Raw genomic sequence first — 19,303 nt, forward strand, 5'->3', positions numbered from 1 at the left:
AGGATAGCAATGCAGCGATACCGTCGGATCGTCGCCGCGATCGCCCTGGCGGCGACCGCGACGACCACCGTAGCCGCCTGCGGCGGTGACGACAGCGGTGACGACAGCGGGGCCAAGACCCTCAAGCTCTGGCACTACGAGAGCGAGAACAGCGCGATGGGGATCGGCTGGGACCGCGCCATCGAGATATTCAAGACCGAGCACCCGGGCGTCGAGGTGCGCTTCGAGCGCAAGGCGTTCGAGCAGATCCAGCAGAACGCCGGCATGATCATCAACTCGTCCGAGGGCCCGGACGTCATGGAGTACAACAAGGGCAACGCGACGGCCGGCCTGCTGTCGTCCCAGGGCCTGCTCACCGACCTCAGCGAGGAGGCCGAGAAGCGCGGTTGGGCCGACAAGCTCAGCCCCAGCCTCCAGACCACCGCCCGCTACAGCGACAAGGGCGTGATGGGGTCGGGCAACTGGTTCGGCGTGCCGAACTACGGCGAGTACGTCACGGTCTACTACAACAAGGACCTGTTCGACCGCAACGGCGTCAAGGTGCCCACCACCATGGCGGAGATGACCGCCGCGATGGACACCTTCGTCGGCAAGGACATCACCCCGCTCGGCATGGCCGGCGCCGAGTACCCGGCCGGGCAGCTCTTCTACCAGTTGGCCCTGTCGAAGGCCGACCGGCAGTTCGTCGACAACTACCAGCTCTACAAGAACCCGGTCGACTTCCACGCCGACCCGCTGAAGTACGGCGCGGAGACCTTCGCCGACTGGGTGCGGAAGGGCTACGTGGCCAAGAACTCGGCGAGTCTCAAGGCCGAGGACATGGGCACCGCGTTCATCGCGGGCAAGACGCCGATGATCGTCTCGGGCAGTTGGTGGTACGGCCGCTTCAAGGCCGAGATGAAGGCCAACTGGGACACCTTCCTGTTCCCCGGCAACACCCTCAACGCCGGCTCCTCCGGCAACATCTGGGTGGTCCCGACGAACAGCAAGGCCAAGAGCCTGGCGTCGGACTTCATCGACATCACCCTGCGCCCGGAGATCCAGGACCTCATCGGCAACAACGGTGGCGTCCCGGTGGCCGGCGACCCCGCCAAGATCAAGGACGCGAAGGACCGCAAGCTGATCGAGGACTTCAACACGGTCAGCGAGCAGGACGGCCTGGCCTTCTATCCGGACTGGCCGGTGCCCGGCTACTACGACGTGCTGGTCGGCGGATTCCAGAGCCTGATCAACGGGTCCAAGTCCCCCGACCAGGTGCTCGACACGATCGCCAAGCCGTACGCCGACGGCGTCAAGGAGATCACCGGCAAGTGACGCGGCGCGCGGCGGGCGCCACCGGTACGACCGGCGCGCCCGCCGCCCCCGCCGGGAAGGATCTTCCATGGCAGTCTCCGACACCGTCGCCGCCACCCCGTCGGCGGAACCCCCCACTCCCGCGTCCCCGTCCCGCCGCCGGCCGCGTGGCCGCGACGCGGCGTACTGGCTCTACCTGCTCCCCGGAGCGGCGCTGTTCGTCCTGGTCATCGGCGCGCCGCTGGTCGGCACCGGCTACCTGTCGCTGACCCGGTGGTCGGGCGTCGGTGACCCCACATTCGTCGGGCTGGACAACTACCAGCGGTTGCTGCACGACGACGTGTTCTGGGCGTCGTTCCGCAACACCGTGGCGATGATCGTCGCGATGGTGGTGGTGCCGACCCTGCTCGGGCTGCTGCTCGCCTCGGTGCTCTTCGACGTCATCGGGCGTCGCTTCAGGCCGCGTACGGCGGCGGCGTTGCGGGCCGCGTTCTATCTGCCGCAGGTGCTGCCCGTGGTGGTGGCCGGCATCGTCTGGGGCTGGATCCTGCGCCCCGACGGCGCGTTCAACAGCCTGCTCGACGCGGTCGGTCTCGGTGCGCTGCGCCACGACTGGCTGGGCGACCCGGACACCGCGCTGCCGGCGGTGATGGCGGTGATGATCTGGGTGCAGATCGGCTATCCGGTGGTCGTGTTCATGGCGGCGTTGCAGCGGGTCGACCCGGAGCTGTACGAGGCGGCCGAGGTCGACGGGGCGAACTGGCTGCACCGGTTCCGGGCGATCACGCTCCCGCAGATCCGGCCGGAGACCTTCGTGGTGGCCCTGACCTGCACCATCGCCGCGCTGAAGGTGTTCGGGCCGATCTTCGCGCTGACCCGGGGCGGCCCGGCGAACGCCACGAACGTGCCGTCGTACTTCGCGTACTACACGTTCTTCAAGAAGCTCCAGGTCGGGTACGGCTCCGCGATCTCCACCGTGCTCACGGTGATCATCGTGGTGGTGGCCGTGGTCTTCATCTGGACGCAGGCCCGAAGCGAGCGCCGGGACCGGGGGTTCTGAGATGGCCGTCACGATCACCGACGCGCCGGTCCGCCGACCGGCGCGCGACCGGCACCACCGCGGCGTCAGCCGCTGGCTGGTGCTCGCCGGAGTCACCGCAGCCGCGCTCGCCATGCTCGTGCCGTTCGCGTTCATGCTGCTCAACGCCTTCAAATCGCCGGGTGACTACTCGTCGGCCGGGCCGCTGAGCTGGCCGACGGACTTCTACACCCGGGGGCTGCGGACGTACTGGTCCGAGGTGAACTTTCCGCTCAAGCTGTGGAACTCGACGCTCATCGCCGGCTCGGTGGCGGTCCTCGGCGTCGTCGTGTCGCTGCTCAACGCGTACGCCCTGGGTGTCGGCCGGGTCCGCGGCCGGCTGTGGATCGTCGGGTTGTTCCTGCTGGCCAACATGTTGCCGCAGGAGGCGTTGATCTACCCGCTGTACTACGTCGCCAAGGAGATCGGCCTCTACAACACCCGGCTGTCGGTGATCATCATCTTCACCGTCGTCCAGAGCGCGTTCGGCACCTACCTGCTCGCCTCGGTGCTCGGCACGTTCCCGCGCTCGCTGCTGGAGGCCGCGGCGCTCGACGGCGCCGGCAAGTGGACGGTGCTGTGGCGGGTGGTCTTCCCCAACCTGCGGCCGACCCTCGCCGTCCTGCTCATCTTCTTCTTCATCTGGACCTGGAACGAGTTCCTCATCCCGCTGGTCATGCTGATCGACAACCAGACGCAGACCATCCCGGTCGCGCTCGCGTCGTTGCAGGGTGACCGCCTGATGGACGCCCCGACGACGAACGCCGGCGCGCTGCTCAGCCTGGTGCCGGCCATCCTCTTCTTCCTCATCTTCCAGCGCACCCTGGCGCGCGGCATCACCGCAGGAGCCGAGAAGTGAAATTCACCGACGGATACTGGCAACTACGCCCGGGGGTCAGCGTCCTGCGCCCCGGCACGGTGGAGTCGGTCGAGCCGGACGACCGCGGCTTCACCGTGTTCGCGCCGGCCGGTCAGATCAACGGTCGCGGTGACACGCTCAACCGGCCCGTCGTCACCGTCCGCTTCTTCTCCCCCGCACCCGGGGTGGTCGGGGTCACCATCGGCCACCACAGCGGCGGGTTGCCCCGCGAACCCCACTTCGGGTTGCACACCGACGACACGCACCCGGTCACCGTCGACATCACCGGGCTCAGCGCGTCCCTGACCACAGGGGAGCTGACCGTCCGGGTCGCGCTCGTCGACGGGTGGCGGGTCGAGTTCCGGCACGGCGACCGGCTCGTCACCGCGTCCACCGGACGCAGCGTCGGCATCGTCACCGACGGCGCGGGTCGCCGCTACGTGCACGAACGGCTCGCCCTCGGCGTCGGCGAGACGTTGTACGGGTTGGGTGAACGGTTCGGCCCGTTCGTCAAGAACGGTCAGACGGTCGACGTCTGGAACGCCGACGGCGGCACCGCCAGCGAGCAGGCGTACAAGAACGTGCCGTTCTACCTCAGCAGCGCCGGCTACGGCGTGTTCGTGGACCACCCGGAGCACGTGTCGTTCGAGGTCGGCTCGGAGGTCGTCACGCAGACCCAGTTCAGCGTCGAGGGCCAGTCGCTCACGTACCACGTCGTCGACGGACCCACCCCCAAGGACGTGCTGCGCCGATACACGGCGCTGACCGGCCGGCCGGCCCGGGTGCCCGCCTGGTCGTACGGGCTGTGGCTGTCCACGTCGTTCACCACGTCGTACGACGAGAAGACGGTGGCCGAGTTCGTCGACGGGATGGCCGAGCGGAACCTGCCGCTGTCGGTGTTCCACTTCGACTGCTTCTGGATGCGCCAGTTCCACTGGGTCGACTTCGTCTGGGACCCGGCGACCTTCCCCGACCCGGAGGGCATGCTGCGCCGGCTGCACGAGCGCGGCCTGAAGGTGTGCGTGTGGATCAACCCGTACATCGCGCAGCGCTCCTACCTCTTCGAGGAGGGCCGCCGGGCCGGCTACCTGGTGCGCAACCCGGACGGGTCGGTGTGGCAGTGGGACAAGTGGCAGGCCGGCATGGCGCTCGTCGACTTCACCGACCCGGACGCGGTGGCCTGGTTCACCGGCAAGCTCAAGGCGCTGCTGGACATGGGCGTCGACTGCTTCAAGACCGACTTCGGTGAGCGCATCCCGACCGACGTGGTGTGGCACGACGGGTCGGACCCGCAACGCATGCACAACTACTACTCCTACCTCTACAACAAGGCGGTCTTCGACCTGCTGGAAGCCGAGCGGGGCGAGGGTGAGGCGGTGCTGTTCGCCCGCTCGGCCACCGCCGGCGGCCAGCAGTTCCCGGTCCACTGGGGCGGCGACTGCGAGTCGACGTTCGTCGCGATGGCCGAGTCGCTGCGCGGCGGGCTGTCCCTGGCGTCCTCCGGCTTCGGCTACTGGAGCCACGACATCGGCGGCTTCGAGGGCACCCCCGACCCGGCGGTGTTCAAACGGTGGATCGCGTTCGGTCTGCTCTCCTCGCACTCGCGGCTGCACGGCTCCGGCTCGTACCGGGTGCCGTGGGCGTACGACGACGAGGCCGTGGACGTGCTGCGCCAGTTCACCCGGCTGAAGCTGCGCCTCATGCCCTACCTGGCGGCGACGGCCGAGGAGGCGCACCGCGACGGCGTCCCGATGATGCGTCCGATGATCGTGGAGTTCCCGGACGATCCGGCCGTGGCGCACCTCGACCGGCAGTACATGCTCGGCCCGGACGTGCTCGTCGCGCCGGTGCTCAGCGCCGACGGGCAGGTCACCTTCTACGTGCCCGCCGGCACGTGGACCCACCTGCTCACCGGCGCGCAGCTCACCGGCCCGGCGTGGGTGACCGAGAAGCACGGGTACGACAGCCTGCCGGTGCTCGCCCGGCCCGGCGCGGTCATCGGGTTCGGGGCGCGCTCCGACCGGCCCGACTACCCCTGGCCCGACGGGGTGGAACTGCGCCTCTACGCCCCGGCGGAGGGGCAGCGGCAGCGGGTGCGGATCCCGGTGCCCGACGACGGGCCGGGCGCCGAGTTCGAGGTGGGCTTCCACGACGGGGTGGGGACCGCCGAGCTGGTGGCGGGCGAGTCGTCGGCGTACCACTGCGTGGTGGTCGGCAGGGAGAGGTCGGGACGATGACGGCACACAGCTTCCCGGAGAGCTTCGTCTGGGGATCGGCCACGGCGGCGTACCAGATCGAGGGCGCGGCCACCGAGGACGGCCGTGGTCCGTCCATCTGGGACACCTACAGCCACACCCCCGGGCGGACGTTGAACGGCGACACCGGCGACGTGGCCGCCGACCACTACCACAGGTGGTCGCAGGACCTGGACCACCTCGCCGAGCTGGGGCTCGGCGCGTACCGTTTCTCGATCTCCTGGCCCCGGGTGCAGCCGGGCGGCTCCGGGCGGTTCAACGCCGCCGGCCTCGACTTCTACGCCCGGCTGGTCGACGGCCTGCGGGAGCGCGGCATCCGACCGGTGGCGACCATGTACCACTGGGACCTGCCGCAGGAGCTGGAGGACGCCGGTGGATGGCCGGCACGGGACACGGCGCTGCGCTTCCAGGAGTACGCGGCGGGGATCGTCGGCGCGCTCGGCGACCGGGTGCACACCTGGACCACGCTCAACGAACCGTGGTGCTCGGCGTACCTGGGTTACGGCTCCGGGGTGCACGCGCCCGGTCGGACCGAACCGGCGGCGGCGCTGGCGGCGGTGCACCACCTGAACCTGGCGCACGGCCTGGCCGGGCGGGTGGTGCGGGAGCTGACGCCGAGCGCCGAGCTGTCGGTGACGTTGAACCTGCACGTCGTGCGGGGCGCGTCCGGGTCGGCCGCCGACTCCGACGCGGTCCGGCGGATCGACGCCCTCGCGAACCGGGCGTTCCTCGGCCCGATGCTCGACGGGGCGTACCCGGCCGACCTGCTGGCCGACACCGCCTCCGTCACCGACTGGTCGTTCGTGCGCCCGGGTGACGAGAGGCTGATCGCGGTGCCGCTGGACGTGCTCGGCGTCAACTACTACGCCAGCACCCTGGTCCGCGCCGGGGACGGGCACTCGGCCCGCTCCGACGCCGACGGGCACGGCGCCTCGGCCCACTCGCCGTGGGTGGCCGCCGACGACGTCGACTTCCTGCCGCAGCCGGGCCCGCACACGGCGATGGGGTGGAACATCGACCCACCGGCCCTGACCGAGCTGCTGCTGCGGCTGCGTCACGAATACCCGGGCCAGCCGTTGATGATCACCGAGAACGGCGCGGCGTTCGACGACGTGGTCTCGGCCGACGGACGGATCCACGACGACCGGCGGATCGACTACCTGCGCCGGCACATCGGCGCGACGGCGGACGCCCGCGCCCGGGGCGCGGACGTCCGCGGCTACTTCGTCTGGTCGCTGCTGGACAACTTCGAGTGGGGCTACGGCTACGACCGCCGCTTCGGCATCATCCGCGTCGACTACGACACCCAGGAGCGCACCTGGAAGGACAGCGCCCACTGGTACCGCCGCCTGGCCACCACGGGTCAACTCGACGGATAGGTCAGGTGGCGTGCCCCGCCCCCGGTCACCGGCGCAGGTGGCCGATGCCGTGCTGGTCGAGCCAGGTGACGGTCCGGCGCACGAACGTCGGCGCCGCCGGGCCGGCGCTGACGTCGGTGGCGACCAGCGGGACCTGGGCGGCGACCGGGAGCAGGGTGGACTGCCAGCAGGCCGGCGTGGCGCAGGCCGAGCGGTCGTCGACGCGCCAGGCGGCGGCCACGCTGCGGCCGTCCGGGTCGGCCGGGCGGTATTCCCGCCACCGGCTCAGGTCGTTGCCGCCGTCGATCCCGGCGGCGAGGACCAGGTTGAACGAGCCTTGGACGCGCAGCAGGCGGATCTGCTCCTGCACGCCGAAGGGCGGCAGGCCGGTGCCCGCGCACGCGGGGCCGCCGTCGCGCCAGCAGGTCCAGACCACCGCGGGATCGGCGCCGCCGGCCGCCGGGAAGGTGTCGGGCGAGATGTCGAGGACCACCGCGTTGTCGTCGCCGAACACCTCCGCCACCGCGCTCCAGAAGGTGCGGGCGGCGGAGGTGTCGCTCTGGCGCAGCGACACGACGGGGGTGATGCCGGCCCGGGCGAGCCGGTCGACGTACCGGGCCGCCTCGTCGAGGTAGCCGACGCGGTCCTGCCTGCTGGTGCCGGGGTAGGCGTAGCAGGCGTCGGTCAGCACGACCCGCACCGCGTTGACGCCGCGGGCCCGCAGCGCGGCCACGGACGCCTCGTCGACCGGGCCGTCCCAGCGGATCGGTCCCCACGCGCACCCGTCGGACACGTCCGACCGGACGACTCCGCGCGGCCGGTACGACCTCGGGTCGGGTGTGACCGTGCGGATGCGGTTGCCGAACGCCTTCAGCGCGGGCGCGGCGCCGGGCGCCGGCGGTGGGAGCACCCGGACGCCGCGGACCTCGGCGGTGGCCTGGGCGCCGCTGCTGTCGTAGGCGGTGGCGGTGATGCGGGTACCGGTGTTCGGCGGCACGCCGCGCCAGTCGAACGCGTACGGCGCGGTGGTGTCCACGGCGAGCAGCCTGCCGCGCTCCCGGAACTCGACCCGCTCGATTCGCCGGCCGGCCGTCGCCGCCGTGGCCTCGGCGCGGATCGGGATGACGCCCGGCGCGGCGAAGAAGTCGTTGGGCAGGGGCGAGGTGAGCGCCACCGACGGCCCGCCCGGCAGTGGGCTGGGGGTGGGGCTGGGGCTGGGCTGCGCGCTCCCCGAGGCCGGCGGCGACGAGGGGGCCGGGCCGCCGACGTCTCCGTCGCACGGCTGGCCGCTCAACAGCCAGTCGGTCGGCACGGGGTCCGTGCCCCGGTAGTTGCCGCCGAACCGCACCGTCACCGACCCGCCGGTCGGCAGCGTGGATCCGGCCGGTGGACGGAGCGTGGTCAGCGGGTACATCTCGCCGCTGCCGAGCGTGTATCCGTCCGGGAGCCGGTCGAGACCCATGGTGATCATTTGGTTGTTGGCCGCCCGGAACCGCAGCCACCAGTCGGTGACCGGAGCGCCGAGGTTGGTGACGGTGAGCTCGGCCCAGAAGCCGGTCGACCACTCCCGGGTGATCGTGTAGTCCACCGTGCACGTCGCCGCGGCGTAGGCCGGCGGCAGCACCATCGTGATGGCCCCGCCGACGACGACCGCGGCGGCCGTGGCCAGCGCGAGGATCCTGTGTCGCATCATGCCCCCGTAAGTATCGACAGATGTCGCTTAACACAGCGTCAACGTTCGGGACACGGCCTGTCAATACCGTGGCATCCGCCGGGCCGCCGGGACGCCACCGTCAGCCGGCCCCGAAGCAGACGAAGGCCGCCGCGGTGGCCCGGGCGGGACCGTCGCCCGTCGCGGCGAACGCCCGCTGCGCGTCAGCGAGGGCGCCCGCCGGGCCGGCACCCGCCCGCATCCGCGCGTGCAGGTCCAGCATCAGTGCCGTGGTGGGCTCGGCCGGCACGGGCAACACGGTCGCGATCAGGCACCGGGTGCCGAGCGCCAGGAGCACCGCGGTGAACCCCATGACCTCGTCGCCGGGGCGGAGCCCGGTCAGGCCGGAGTCACAGGCGGAGAGCACCACGCAGCCGGGCGGCCGGGCGACCGCCTCCCACTCGTGGGCGAACAGCGGCCCGTCGGCCAGTTCCAGGCTGGAGAACTGGGGGTTGTCCGCGCGGAACGTGCCGTGGGCGGCGATGTGTACCAGCCCCGCCCCGTCGAGCGCGGCGGTCAACGCCGCGGCGGTGGCGTCCGGCCCGGTGAGTCGCCGCGCCCCGGGCAGGACCTGGGCGAGCCGGCGCACCTCGGTGTGCCCGGCCGGCAGGCGCGGGCCGGCGGCCAGGACCGGTGGCCCGGCCGGCAGCTCCCGCCGGTCCGCCCCGAGCCAGGCGGTGGCCGAGGGGGCGACGGTCACCGGACGACCCGCGCAGGTGGGCAGCGCCGACCAGGGCACCGCGTGCAGCGCCCCGACCGGGACGATCACCAGGGCCCGGTCGGCCAGCCGCCGCAGCGGGGCGAACAGCAGCCGGTCCAGGGCGGCTGCGGCGTGGACGGCCCCCGCCCGCGCGGCGGCCGTGTCGCCGGTGGTGACCAGCCGGCGCAGGGCGAACCGGTGCCGGCGGGCCAGGTCCGCCGCGACGGCGAGCGGGCCCAGGTCGTGCAGGCTGGCCCGGCCGTCGCGGACCAGCACCGCCCGGATCCGGTCGCCGTGGGCCACCAGCTCGACCAGCACCCGGGAGCCGAGCTGCGCGGCCAGCGCTCCCACCCCGGGCGGGGCCAGCACGGCGCCCTCACCGGGCACCCGCCGGGCGAGGTCCCGGATGCGCTGTTCCAGCCGGGCCTGCCGGCCGCGCAGGGCGGTCGCCGGGCGGCCGGCCAGCACCTCGTCTTCGAGCAGACCGCTGACCAGTCGGAGCTCGGCGAGCGCCGCCACCAGTTCGGGGTCGGCCGGGGGCCGCGCCGGCCGGGCCCGCAGCGCATTGGCCCGCCACCGCTCCGCCCACGCCAGGACCCGCGCCGGCGCGCCCGCCCGGACCGCGATGTCGAGGCCCTCGGCCGCCAGTTCCTGACCGTTCGCTCCACTGTGGGCACGCAGCTCCGTGGCGCCGAGCGACATGCGGTGCCGGTCGAGCACGGCCAGCCCGCGGCGCAGCGCCCGGGCGGCACCGGGTTCGTCCCCGCCGAGACGGCGCGACAGGGCCAGGGCGTACCAACCCTGCGCCCGCCGGTCGGCGGTGCCGCGACGGCGGGCCCGGGCGGCGACCGCCAGCAGGTTCCGGGCCCGGCCCGACCGCCCCAGCGCGGCGGCCACCAGGCCGGCCTCGATCCGGGTGGTCAGCGCCGGACCCGGCCACCCGGTGGCGTCGAGTTGGTCGGCGGTACGGGCCATGGCGCTGAGCAGGGGCGCCGAGCGGGTGCCCCGGCGATACTCGGCGCGCAGCTCGACGTGCCGGGCGAAGACGGCCCAGGTGCGCCGGCCCTGGCGACGGAACCGAGCCCGGGCCGCGGCGGCGGCGTCGGTCGCGGTGTCCAGGTCCGCGGCGAGCAGCGCCGCGCGGGCCCGGGCGAGCAGCGCCTCGGCGAAGTCGGAGGCCATGCCCCGGCGCCCGAGTTCCCGGACCGCCGCCGTCGCCACCACCACCGCCTCGTCGACGAGCGGCACCGACAGCAGCAGTTCGACGCGGTCCAGCAGCAGCGCCGGCCGGGGCACGGCGAGCCGCCGGTACTCCTCGTCGGCGGTGGCGAAGGAGCGCAGCGCGCCGGCGATGTCGCCGCGCTGGCCGGCCGCGATGCCGCAGTTCCACCGGGCGTCGGCCGCCGCGAGGTCGAGGCCCAACCGCTGGAAGGTGGCTGCCGCACGGGACAGGTCGTCGTGGGTGCCGTTGGCGGCGCCCCGGTGGGCGTTGAGCAGCCCCCGGTTGTTGCGCGCCCGCGCCTCCAGCAACAGATCACCCTCGCGCAGGGCGATGTCGACGGCCAGGCCGTAGTCGCGGACCGCCTCGTCGTAGCGACCCCGGTAGTGCAGCACCACGCCCCGCTGCATCCGGGCCCGCCCCGCGTCGGCGCCGACGAGCTGCGGCAGCGCGGCGGTCACGGCGCGCAGCGCGGCGGCGGTGTGGCCGGCGTTGGCCAGCACGTAGCCCTGGCTCATCCGGGCCAACGCCCGGGTCCGGGGCGTGCCGGCGGCCCGGACCGCGCGGCGCAGGTGGCGCAGCGCGCCGGGCAGGTCGTTGAGCTCCCGCAGAGCCAGGCCGACGGCCCGCTCGGCGGTGGAGCGCTCGTCGGCCCCGGCCGCGGACCCGGCGGCCAGCACCCGCTGGGCGATCGCGATCGCCTCGTGCGGATAGCGCTGCACGGCGTCGAGCGCCGCCTGGGCCGTGCCGGCACCGGAACCGGTGCTGTCGGGCATGCCTCACAGAGTCCCCGAACCGGTGCCCGGCCGTCAATGTCTTCGGGGCCTGTCGGGATTCCGCACCAACCCTTAACGTCATTGACATACGACTATGCTTTGGAAGAATCGGCGACAACCCGGGAAACATGGCCACGCCGGCCAGTGGCGGGCGCTTGTGCCGACCGCATGGAGGACCCGTGTCGCCTGACCGTCCCGCCGAGCCGCGCCCGGCCGGCCAACTGTCCCGACGGCGACTGCTGGCCACGGCCGCGCTGGCCGCCGCAGCGTCGTTCGCCACCGCATCCCGTGCGACCCCGGCCCGCGCCGGGGGCGCGGACGACGTCGCCTACCAGCGCGCCTTCGACGAGGCGCTGGCTGCCGACAAGAACGTCCGCCGGCACACCACGCCGGGCCGGGAGTTCCTCTACCGGCCACGGCAGGTGCTCGCCGCCGACGCCGACGCCCAGCGGGTCACCGCCTGGTTGCGTGCCCACGGTCAGGTGGTGGCCGCCGGCGGCGGCTTCGCCGGGGTCACCCGGCTGCTCTTCGACCGGGAGACCGACGTACCCGCGATCGTCACCAAGCTGCGCGACCCCCAGCAGTGGCCGGGGCAGCCGGTGCCGAAGGTGCAACCGCACCACGTGCTGCTGGGCTTCGGCAACATCATGGGCAACCCGGGCAGCCCGCCCGCGACGGTCGCCGCGCTGTCGCCGCCGGACCCGGCCCGGCTGGGCGAGGGCGCCGGGGTGACCGTCGGGATCTGCGACACCGGCATGTGGCGGCAGGCCGGCAGCTATCACCCGCAGTGGCTCGGCGGGGCGTACCTGCCGGAGGTCGACGACGAGGACCCGCTCTACGTGTACACAGACGTGCTCGCCCCGCAGGGCGGGCACGGCACCTTCGTCGCCGGGGTGGTGCGGCAGGCCGCGCCCGGGGTCCGGGTCGACCCGGAGCAGGCGCTGAACGCCACCGGCCTCGGCGACGAGGCGTCGGTGGTGGCCGCGATGGCCCGACTCGCGCCGGCGGTGTCCGTGATCAACCTGTCCCTGGGCGGGTTCACCCAGGACGACCAGCCGTCGCTGCCCCTGGCCAACGCCGTGGCCGCGCTACCCGGGACGAGCGCCGTGGTCGCGGCGGCCGGCAACGCCGGCACCAACCGGCCGACCTGGCCCGCCGCGCTGGGCCGGGTCGTCGCGGTGGCGGCGGTCAGCCAGGGCGCCGGCGGCACGGTGCCGGCCACCTACAGCGGCTACGGACCATGGGTCGACGTCTGTGCCGTCGGCGAGCGCCACAGCACGTACGTCGAGGGGCAGTTGCCGCTGCCGGGCCGGCCGACCCAGGTGTTCCACGGCTTCGCCGCCTGGGCGGGCACCTCGTTCGCCACGGCGCACGTCTCCGGTCGGCTCGCCGCCCTGATGACCGCCGGCGGCCTGACCGCCGACGCGGCCCGGCTGGCGCTGCTCGCGGCGCCGCGCTGGCACCCCGACTACGGCGTGCTCGTCGGATGAGCGAGCGGACCGCGAACGACGCCGCAGCGCCGCGCCGGCCGGCGGACGGCGTCGCCGGGACCGACCCGAGCGCGACCGACCTGGTGACCGCCGCGGCGGGCGGGGACGAGTCGGCGTGGGTGGAGCTGGTCCGCCGGTACACCCCGCTCGTCTACTCGGTGATCCGGTCGTACGACCTGAGCCGCGCCGACGCCGCCGACGTCAACCAGACCGTCTGGCTGCGTCTCGTCGAGCATCTGGGCCGGGTACGTGACCCGCAGGCCCTCGCCTCCTGGCTGGCGACCACGGCCCGGCGCGAGTGCTACCGGCTGTCCCGCCTCGGCCGCCGCACCCAGCTCTTCGACCCGTACGACGACGCGCTTGACGCGTACCACGGCTTCTCCCGCTCGGCGGAGGTCGCGGCCCCCGACGAGGAGCTGCTACGCGCGGAGCGGCGGCAGGCCCTGCGGGAGGGCTTCGCGCAGTTGCCGCCGCGCTGCCAGCAACTGCTGGCCCTGTTGACCGCCGACCCGCCGGCCAGTTACCGGGAGATCGCCGAACGGCTGGGCATGCCGATCGGCAGCATCGGGCCGACCCAGGCCAGATGCCTGCGCCGGCTACGGGACTGCCCGGCGCTCGCCGCGTTCCTCGGAACCGCCGCGACCCGGACGCACGGAGGTGAACGCGATGGAGCCGTTGCCGCCGGCCGATGACGCGGCCCTGACCGCCGAGCTGGGTGCGGCGCTGCGGGAGGTCGGGTCGGTCCCGGAGGAGTTCCTGACCGCCGCGCGGGCGGCGTTCGCCTGGCGGGGCGTCGACGCGGAGGTGGCCCTCGCCGAGCTGACGTTCGACTCGGCGTGCGACGCGGTGCCGGCGCTGACCCGGTCGGCCGGGTCGACGCGGACGCTGTCGTTCCGCAGCGCGGCGGTGGTGCTGGAGATCGAAGTGACCGACGCCGGCATCGTCGGTCAGCTCTCCCCGCCCGGGGGTGGGCGGGTGTCCGCACAGACCGCCGCGGGCACGTACGCGGAGGCGCCGGTCGACGCGGTGGGCTTCTTCTCGCTCGGCGCTCCCCCGCCCGGCCCGGTCCGGCTGCGCGCCCACACCGGCGGCTACGCGGTGGCCACCACCTGGGTCTCGCTGCGCTGACCCACCGTCGGCCGGGCCGGCGGCGCTCGCGGGACGCCCGGACCGTCCCGCGAGCGCCCGGCGGCGGGGGCCATGGGCTGCCCGGGCCCACGACCCCCGCCGCTGGCCGGGCTACTGCCGCCCGACGCTGATCAGGTACTCCACCCCACCGAGGTCGGTCCGCTCCGCACCGCTCGTGTCCGGACCGAACTGGGTCACGTCGAGCGCGATCTCCTTGTCCGAGACGGTCTCGGCCGCGAAGGCGAGGGAGAACTCGACCCGCTCACCCGGCTTCAGCACCAGGTTGCCGAGGCTGGCCTTCGCCGGCTCGACGACCTCCACCTGGGTCTTGCCGACCTCGCGTACGCCGGTGCCGACCTTGCCGCCGGCCTGCCACCGCTCGAACAGGGTCGGCCCGAGGTCGACGACGACCCGGCCGCCCACACGCTGGATCGACTCGCCCGGCTGCGTGAAGACCAGGTCGTTCTTGGTCTCCACCGTGAGCGAGTTGCCGATGGCGAACGGCCGCACGATCGCCGGCCCGCCCGCGACGAGCCGCACCGAGTCGACGTTGCGCCAGGCGATGTTGTTGTTGTTGCGGGTGTTGGTGCCGATGTCCGGACCCTCGAAGGTCATCGGATCGGTGGCCGACACCCACCTGGCCAGCAGGCAGAAGTGGCCCGGCCCGGGCACCCCGTTCCACGGGATCGTCACGGTCGTGGTGCCGGCGAAGGCGGTCACGTTCATCGCGCCGATCTGGGTCCAGTGCGTCGGCCAGACGGCACCGCCACCCGGCGTCGTCCGGTAGACCCGCAGAACGCCGCTGCTGGTGCCGGTGCCGTACGGGCCGGGGTTACGCAGCTTGACGAAGATGTAGTTGGTGACGCCGACGATCGGGTTCTGGCTGACGGCACACTCGACGGCGGTCGGGCAGACCTTGATGTCGGGGCTGGCCCACAGCGGGTTGAGCGAGTGGGGCTGGATGCCGACATCGGCGGCGACGTCCCGGATGTAGACGTCGGTGCGGGCCGCCGCGGCGTTGTCCGGCCGCGCCACGACCGGCGCGGCGGCTGCCGTGGTGACCGCCAGCAGTGCGGCCAGCGCCGTGCCGGTGAGCACGGCCAGCGCCGAGCGGCGGACACGTCTTCCTACGTTGCCCATGACAGGCTTCTCCCATCGTCGAGGAACCGCCGACCGGTCGCCTACCCGGCCGACGCGATGACGTTGTTCAGGAGCGCGGCGCGGCGGGGCTGATACGTCCGGTGGGAGCGGTGACGGTCAGATGGAGCGAGCACCGACGAATTAGACAGACGTCGATGCTATTGCGGGATGCCCGCGGTCCGCGGCGGGCGCCTACGTGAGCGCGTGCACCAGTGCGGTCGCCGCTCCGGCCAGGAGGGCCACGCCCGTGCCGGCACCGACGACGGCGCTGGGGGCGAGGTGGAACCGTCGGGCGACGGGGGCGCCGACGAGCGCGACCAGGGTGACGAGCGCGGCCCAGACCGCGAGGACCGGATAGCCCAGAAGTGGCGCAAGCGGAAAGAAGTGCAGGCCGACGATCAGGGCGATCCAGACCGGCACCAGGGACGAGCGGCCGATCCGCCGGAGCCAGATCGCGCCGGCGGCACAGAGGACCACCTCGATCAGGACGATCACCCCGAAGACCGGCCCCGTCCGCTCGTCCACGGAATTGCCCTCGTCCCAGGTGCGTACCGTGACGATGCCGCCGGCGATCGCCGCGACCAGGGACAGCACCGAGCCGATGCCGAGCCACGGGCGCCACCCCCTGGGCGGCGCCTCCTGCGCCCAGCCGAACCAGACGGTCCCGAAGACTCCGAAGATCGCGGCGGTGGCGGCGGCGTTGGCGGCGAACTCAGCATCCATCGGCGCAGTCTAGGGGTGGATGATCGTCACCCCGGACGGTGGCCGCGCGGGCGGAGTACGCGATGCCGCTCACCGTCAGACCGCGAGGGCCGCCCGCACCTCCCGCTCCGCCGTGACTCCCCCGTCGCCGTGCGAGGTGACCCGGCCGGACTCGAGGACGTGGTAGCGGTTCGCCACCCGCAGCGCGAACCCCAGGTGCTGCTCGACGAGCAGCACGCTGAAGCCGGACTGCCGGGTCAGCTCGACGACCCGCTCCTGGATCTCGGCGACCACCGATGGCTGGATGCCCTCGGTCGGCTCGTCGAGCATGAGCAGCCGCGGCCGGGTGATCAACGCGCGGGCGATGGCGAGTTGCTGGCGCTGACCGCCGGAGAGCAACCCGGCCCGTCGCCGCAGCAGCGGACGCAGCGCCGGGAACAGGTCCAGCACCTCCGCCGTCGCCACCGCGCCGTCGCGCCGGCCGTCGGCGACCAGGCGCAGGTTCTCCGCCGCCGTCAGGTGCGGGAAACACTGCTGGCCCTGCGGGACGTACGCCATGCCGCGCGCCACCCGCTCGTGCGGCGCGAGCCGGGTGACGTCCTCGCCGTCCAGCTCGACGGTGCCGGCGGTCGGGCGCAGCAGGCCCGCCGCGACCCGCAGCAGGGTGCTCTTGCCGGCGCCGTTGTGCCCGAGCACCGCGGCCACCCCGTCGGGCGGGACGGCGAGGTCCACGCCGTGCAGCACCCGGGAACGCCCGTATCCGGCGTGCACCCCACGCAGGGTCAGCATCATGCCTCCAGACCGCTGGGGACCGACCCGGCGTCGACCGGGTGGCCAAGGTAGACCTCCTGCACGCGCGGGTCCGCCTGGACCTGCGCGACCGTCCCCTCGCTGAGCACCTTGCCCGCGTGCAGCACGGTGACGCTGCGCGCGAAGCGACGCAGGAAGTCCATGTCGTGCTCGATCACCACCACCGTGCGATCCCGACTCACCGTCTCCAGCAGGGCGCCGGTGGCGTCGCGCTCCTCGTGGCTCATCCCGGCGACCGGCTCGTCGAGCAGCAGCAGCCGCGCGTCCTGCACCAGCAGCATGCCGATCTCCAACCACTGCTTCTGGCCGTGCGCGAGCGTGCCGGCGAGCTGGTCGGCCCGGCCGGTCAGCCCGATGGTCTCCAGCGCGGCGGCCACCTCGTCGGGGATCCCCCGCCGGCGTCGGGCCAGGGTGGCCCAGCTCCGGCGGGCGCCCGCCGCGATGTCGAGGTTCTGCACGACCGACAGCTCCTCGAAGACCGTCGACGTCTGGAACGTCCGGCCGATGCCGAGCCGGCTGATCCGGTGCACCGGGCGACCCAGCAGCTCCTGGTCGCCGAAGCACACCGAGCCGGTGGCCCGCACCAGACCGGTGATCGCGTCGACCAGGGTGGTCTTGCCGGCGCCGTTCGGCCCGATCAGGAACCGGATGTCACCGGCGGGCACCTCCAGCGAGACGCCGTCGACGGCGGTGAAGCCGTCGAAACTGACCCGCACGTCGCGGACGGACAGCCCGTCCAGTCGATCGTCGCTCATGAAGGGACCTCCGCCCGTTCGGCGCGTCGGCGGGCCAGCGCCCACAGCGAGGCCAGGCCGCCGGGAAGGAACGCCACCACCACCACGAAGAGCAGACCCTGCAGGTACGTCCAGGTGCCCGGGAAACGTTCGGAGAGGGCGGTACGCGCCCAGGCGACCGCCACCGCGCCGAGCACCGGCCCGAGCAGCGTGGCCCGACCGCCCACCGCCACCCCGATGACGAACTCGATCGACGGGACGATGCCGATGAGGGCGGGCGAGATGATGCCCACCGCCGGCACGAACAGCGCGCCGGCGAGGCCCGCCATACCCGCCGCCACCACGTAGGCGACGAGCTTGACCGAGGCCGGGTCGTAGCCGAGGAAACGGACCCGCTCCTCGCTGTCCCGCACCGCCACCAGCAGTTCCCCGTAGCGGCTGTGGATGAGCTGGCGGGTCAGCGCGAGCAGCGCGAGCAGGACGCCGGCGATGATGAAGTAGACCATCCGCTGGTTGACCGGGTCATCCAGGTCGTAACCGAAGAAGCCCTGGATGTCGGTGAGCCCGTTGGTGCCGCCCGTGGTGCCCTGCTGGCCGATCAACAGGATCACCATGGCGGCGGCGAGAGCCTGGCTCAGGATGGCGAAGTACGCGCCCCGCACCCGGCGGCGGAACACGAGCGAGCCGAGCCCGAAGGCGACGGCCATCGGCAGCAGCACCGTGGCCGGCAGCGCGAACCACGGGCTGGCGAACGGCCGCCACCAGACGGGGAGTTCGTCGAGCTGCCCGTACAACTGCATGAAGTCGGGCATCCCACCGGGACCCGCGTCGGCAAGCTTGAGATGCATGGCCATCGCGTAGCCGCCCAGGCCGAAGAAGACGCCCTGGCCGAGGGTGAGCATGCCGCCGCGCCCCCAGGCGATGCCGATGCCGACGGCCACCATGGCGACGCAGAGATACTTGGCGAGCAGGGCCAGCCGGAAGTCCGACAGCGCCAGCGGCGCGACGGCGAACAGCAGCGCCGCGCCGAACGCGAACCCGGCCGCCGCGCGCAGCCGGGACCGACCACCGGAGCGGCTCGGCGGCGCGGTGTCGGCCGGGGCACCGGCGGTGCCCGGTGGCGCGGGTGTCACGGCGGTCATGCGAGGCTCCTGGTCCGCAGGGTGAACAGGCCCTGTGGCCGCCACTGGAGGAACGCGACGATCGCCACGAAGACGATCACCTTGGCGACGCTGAGGGTGGTGAGGTACTCCCCGGTGGCCTGGAGGACCCCGAGGGCGAAGGCGACGATCACGCTGCCCTTGAGTTGACCGATCCCGCCGACCACGACGACCAGGAAGGCGTCGATGATCAGGTTGGTGCCCATGGTCGGGCCGATCGGGCCGAGCAGGGTGAGCGCCACCCCGGCGAGCCCGGCCAGGCCCGAGCCGAGAAAGAAGGTCGTCCGGTCGACCCGGGCGGTGGGGATGCCGGACACCGCGGCGAGGTCGCGGTTCTGCACGACCGCGCGGATCCGCCGCCCCAACGGGGTGAGCCGCAACGCCAGGGTGAGGGCGGCGACGGCGGCCAGGGCCAGGGCCAGGATGAACAGCCGGTTGTTGGCGACCGTCAGCCCGCCGGGCAGGGCCACGTTGCCGGTGAGCAGGTCCGGCGCGCGGGTCTGCACGTTCGGGCTGCCGAAGACGTCCCGGGCGAGCTGTTGCAGCATCAGGGACACGCCCCAGGTGACCAGCAGGGTGTCCAGGGGACGGGCGTAGAGCCGGCGGATCAGCAGGATCTCCAGCAGCACCCCCATGGCGCCGGCGACCACGAACGCCACCGGCAGCGCGACGAGCAGCGACAGGCCGGCGCCGGTGATGCTCTGTTGCAGCACGTACGTGGTGTATGCGCCGGCCATGATGAACTCGCCGTGCGCCATGTTGATGACGTTCATCTGGCCGAAGGTCAGCGCCAGCCCGAGCGCGATGAGCAGCAGCACCGCGCCGATGCTGATGCCGGTGAAGAGTTGACCGAAGAGGACTGTCACGGTGGGTACTCCCGTACTGCTGGT

General features: G+C 73.1%; 16 protein-coding genes. 8 read left to right on the plus strand and 8 right to left on the minus strand.

All coding sequences use genetic code 11. The features are described from left to right. Positions 1 to 9 precede the first annotated feature (9 nt). The 5 genes from O7619_RS22190 to O7619_RS22210 all read left to right on the plus strand — a co-directional run bounded on the left by O7619_RS22190 (position 10) and on the right by O7619_RS22210 (position 6,864). The gene (locus O7619_RS22190; protein WP_282283195.1) at positions 10 to 1,314 is read left to right on the plus strand and encodes an extracellular solute-binding protein; all 1,305 of its coding nucleotides are present in this window, start codon (positions 10 to 12) and stop codon (positions 1,312 to 1,314) included. Between the two features lie 67 nt (positions 1,315 to 1,381). Further along, a complete protein-coding gene (locus O7619_RS22195; RefSeq protein WP_282283197.1) occupies positions 1,382 to 2,353 on the plus strand; it encodes a sugar ABC transporter permease in 972 nt (323 codons plus the stop codon). 1 nt (position 2,354) lies between these two features. Beyond that, positions 2,355 to 3,230 (plus strand): carbohydrate ABC transporter permease, encoded by an 876-nt coding sequence (locus tag O7619_RS22200; RefSeq protein ID WP_282283199.1) that lies wholly within the window; start codon positions 2,355 to 2,357, stop codon positions 3,228 to 3,230. Then, the gene (gene yicI, locus O7619_RS22205) at positions 3,227 to 5,467 is read left to right on the plus strand and encodes an alpha-xylosidase (protein ID WP_282283200.1); all 2,241 of its coding nucleotides are present in this window, start codon (positions 3,227 to 3,229) and stop codon (positions 5,465 to 5,467) included. The genes O7619_RS22200 and yicI overlap by 4 nt, the downstream gene beginning before the upstream one ends. Beyond that, entirely contained in the window at positions 5,464 to 6,864 is a 1,401-nt protein-coding gene (locus O7619_RS22210; RefSeq protein ID WP_282283201.1) for a GH1 family beta-glucosidase, read from the plus strand. Before yicI ends, O7619_RS22210 begins: the two co-directional genes overlap by 4 nt. A gap of 25 nt (positions 6,865 to 6,889) precedes the next feature. On the opposite strand, the gene O7619_RS22215 is transcribed toward O7619_RS22210, so the two are convergent. Next, positions 6,890 to 8,533, minus strand: coding sequence for an Ig-like domain-containing protein (locus O7619_RS22215; RefSeq protein ID WP_282283202.1), 1,644 nt, complete (start codon positions 8,531 to 8,533; stop codon positions 6,890 to 6,892). A gap of 103 nt (positions 8,534 to 8,636) precedes the next feature. After that, positions 8,637 to 11,249 (minus strand): CHAT domain-containing protein, encoded by a 2,613-nt coding sequence (locus tag O7619_RS22220; RefSeq protein WP_282283203.1) that lies wholly within the window; start codon positions 11,247 to 11,249, stop codon positions 8,637 to 8,639. 179 nt (positions 11,250 to 11,428) lie between these two features. On the opposite strand from O7619_RS22220, the gene O7619_RS22225 reads away from it, so the two are divergent. The 3 genes from O7619_RS22225 to O7619_RS22235 are packed head-to-tail and all read left to right on the plus strand — an operon-like array spanning position 11,429 to position 13,867. Continuing rightward, positions 11,429 to 12,739, plus strand: a complete 1,311-nt coding sequence (locus tag O7619_RS22225) for a S8/S53 family peptidase (RefSeq protein WP_282283204.1) — start codon at positions 11,429 to 11,431, stop codon at positions 12,737 to 12,739. After that, positions 12,736 to 13,431, plus strand: a complete 696-nt coding sequence (locus O7619_RS22230; protein ID WP_282283205.1) for a sigma-70 family RNA polymerase sigma factor — start codon at positions 12,736 to 12,738, stop codon at positions 13,429 to 13,431. The genes O7619_RS22225 and O7619_RS22230 overlap by 4 nt, the downstream gene beginning before the upstream one ends. Continuing rightward, entirely contained in the window at positions 13,406 to 13,867 is a 462-nt protein-coding gene (locus tag O7619_RS22235; RefSeq protein ID WP_282283206.1) for a hypothetical protein, read from the plus strand. The genes O7619_RS22230 and O7619_RS22235 overlap by 26 nt, the downstream gene beginning before the upstream one ends. A 111-nt stretch (positions 13,868 to 13,978) precedes the next feature. On the opposite strand, the gene O7619_RS22240 is transcribed toward O7619_RS22235, so the two are convergent. From O7619_RS22240 to urtB, 6 genes are all read right to left on the minus strand, one after another. Further along, positions 13,979 to 15,007: a hypothetical protein gene (locus O7619_RS22240; RefSeq protein ID WP_282283207.1), complete on the minus strand. Its 1,029-nt coding sequence runs from the start codon at positions 15,005 to 15,007 to the stop codon at positions 13,979 to 13,981. A 192-nt stretch (positions 15,008 to 15,199) separates the two neighbouring features. Then, positions 15,200 to 15,730: a hypothetical protein gene (locus O7619_RS22245; protein ID WP_282283208.1), complete on the minus strand. Its 531-nt coding sequence runs from the start codon at positions 15,728 to 15,730 to the stop codon at positions 15,200 to 15,202. Between the two features lie 75 nt (positions 15,731 to 15,805). Continuing rightward, positions 15,806 to 16,498 (minus strand): urea ABC transporter ATP-binding subunit UrtE, encoded by a 693-nt coding sequence (urtE, locus tag O7619_RS22250; protein ID WP_282283209.1) that lies wholly within the window; start codon positions 16,496 to 16,498, stop codon positions 15,806 to 15,808. Beyond that, complete coding sequence (urtD, locus tag O7619_RS22255; protein WP_099160317.1) at positions 16,498 to 17,274, minus strand: urea ABC transporter ATP-binding protein UrtD; 777 nt, start codon at positions 17,272 to 17,274, stop codon at positions 16,498 to 16,500. The genes urtE and urtD overlap by 1 nt, the downstream gene beginning before the upstream one ends. After that, complete coding sequence (gene urtC, locus O7619_RS22260) at positions 17,271 to 18,395, minus strand: urea ABC transporter permease subunit UrtC (RefSeq protein ID WP_282283210.1); 1,125 nt, start codon at positions 18,393 to 18,395, stop codon at positions 17,271 to 17,273. The genes urtD and urtC overlap by 4 nt, the downstream gene beginning before the upstream one ends. Continuing rightward, positions 18,392 to 19,279: an urea ABC transporter permease subunit UrtB gene (gene urtB / locus O7619_RS22265; protein ID WP_282283211.1), complete on the minus strand. Its 888-nt coding sequence runs from the start codon at positions 19,277 to 19,279 to the stop codon at positions 18,392 to 18,394. Before urtB ends, urtC begins: the two co-directional genes overlap by 4 nt. Positions 19,280 to 19,303 lie beyond the last annotated feature (24 nt).

The organism is Micromonospora sp. WMMD998, from assembly GCF_029581235.1.
GTDB lineage: Bacteria > Actinomycetota > Actinomycetes > Mycobacteriales > Micromonosporaceae > Micromonospora.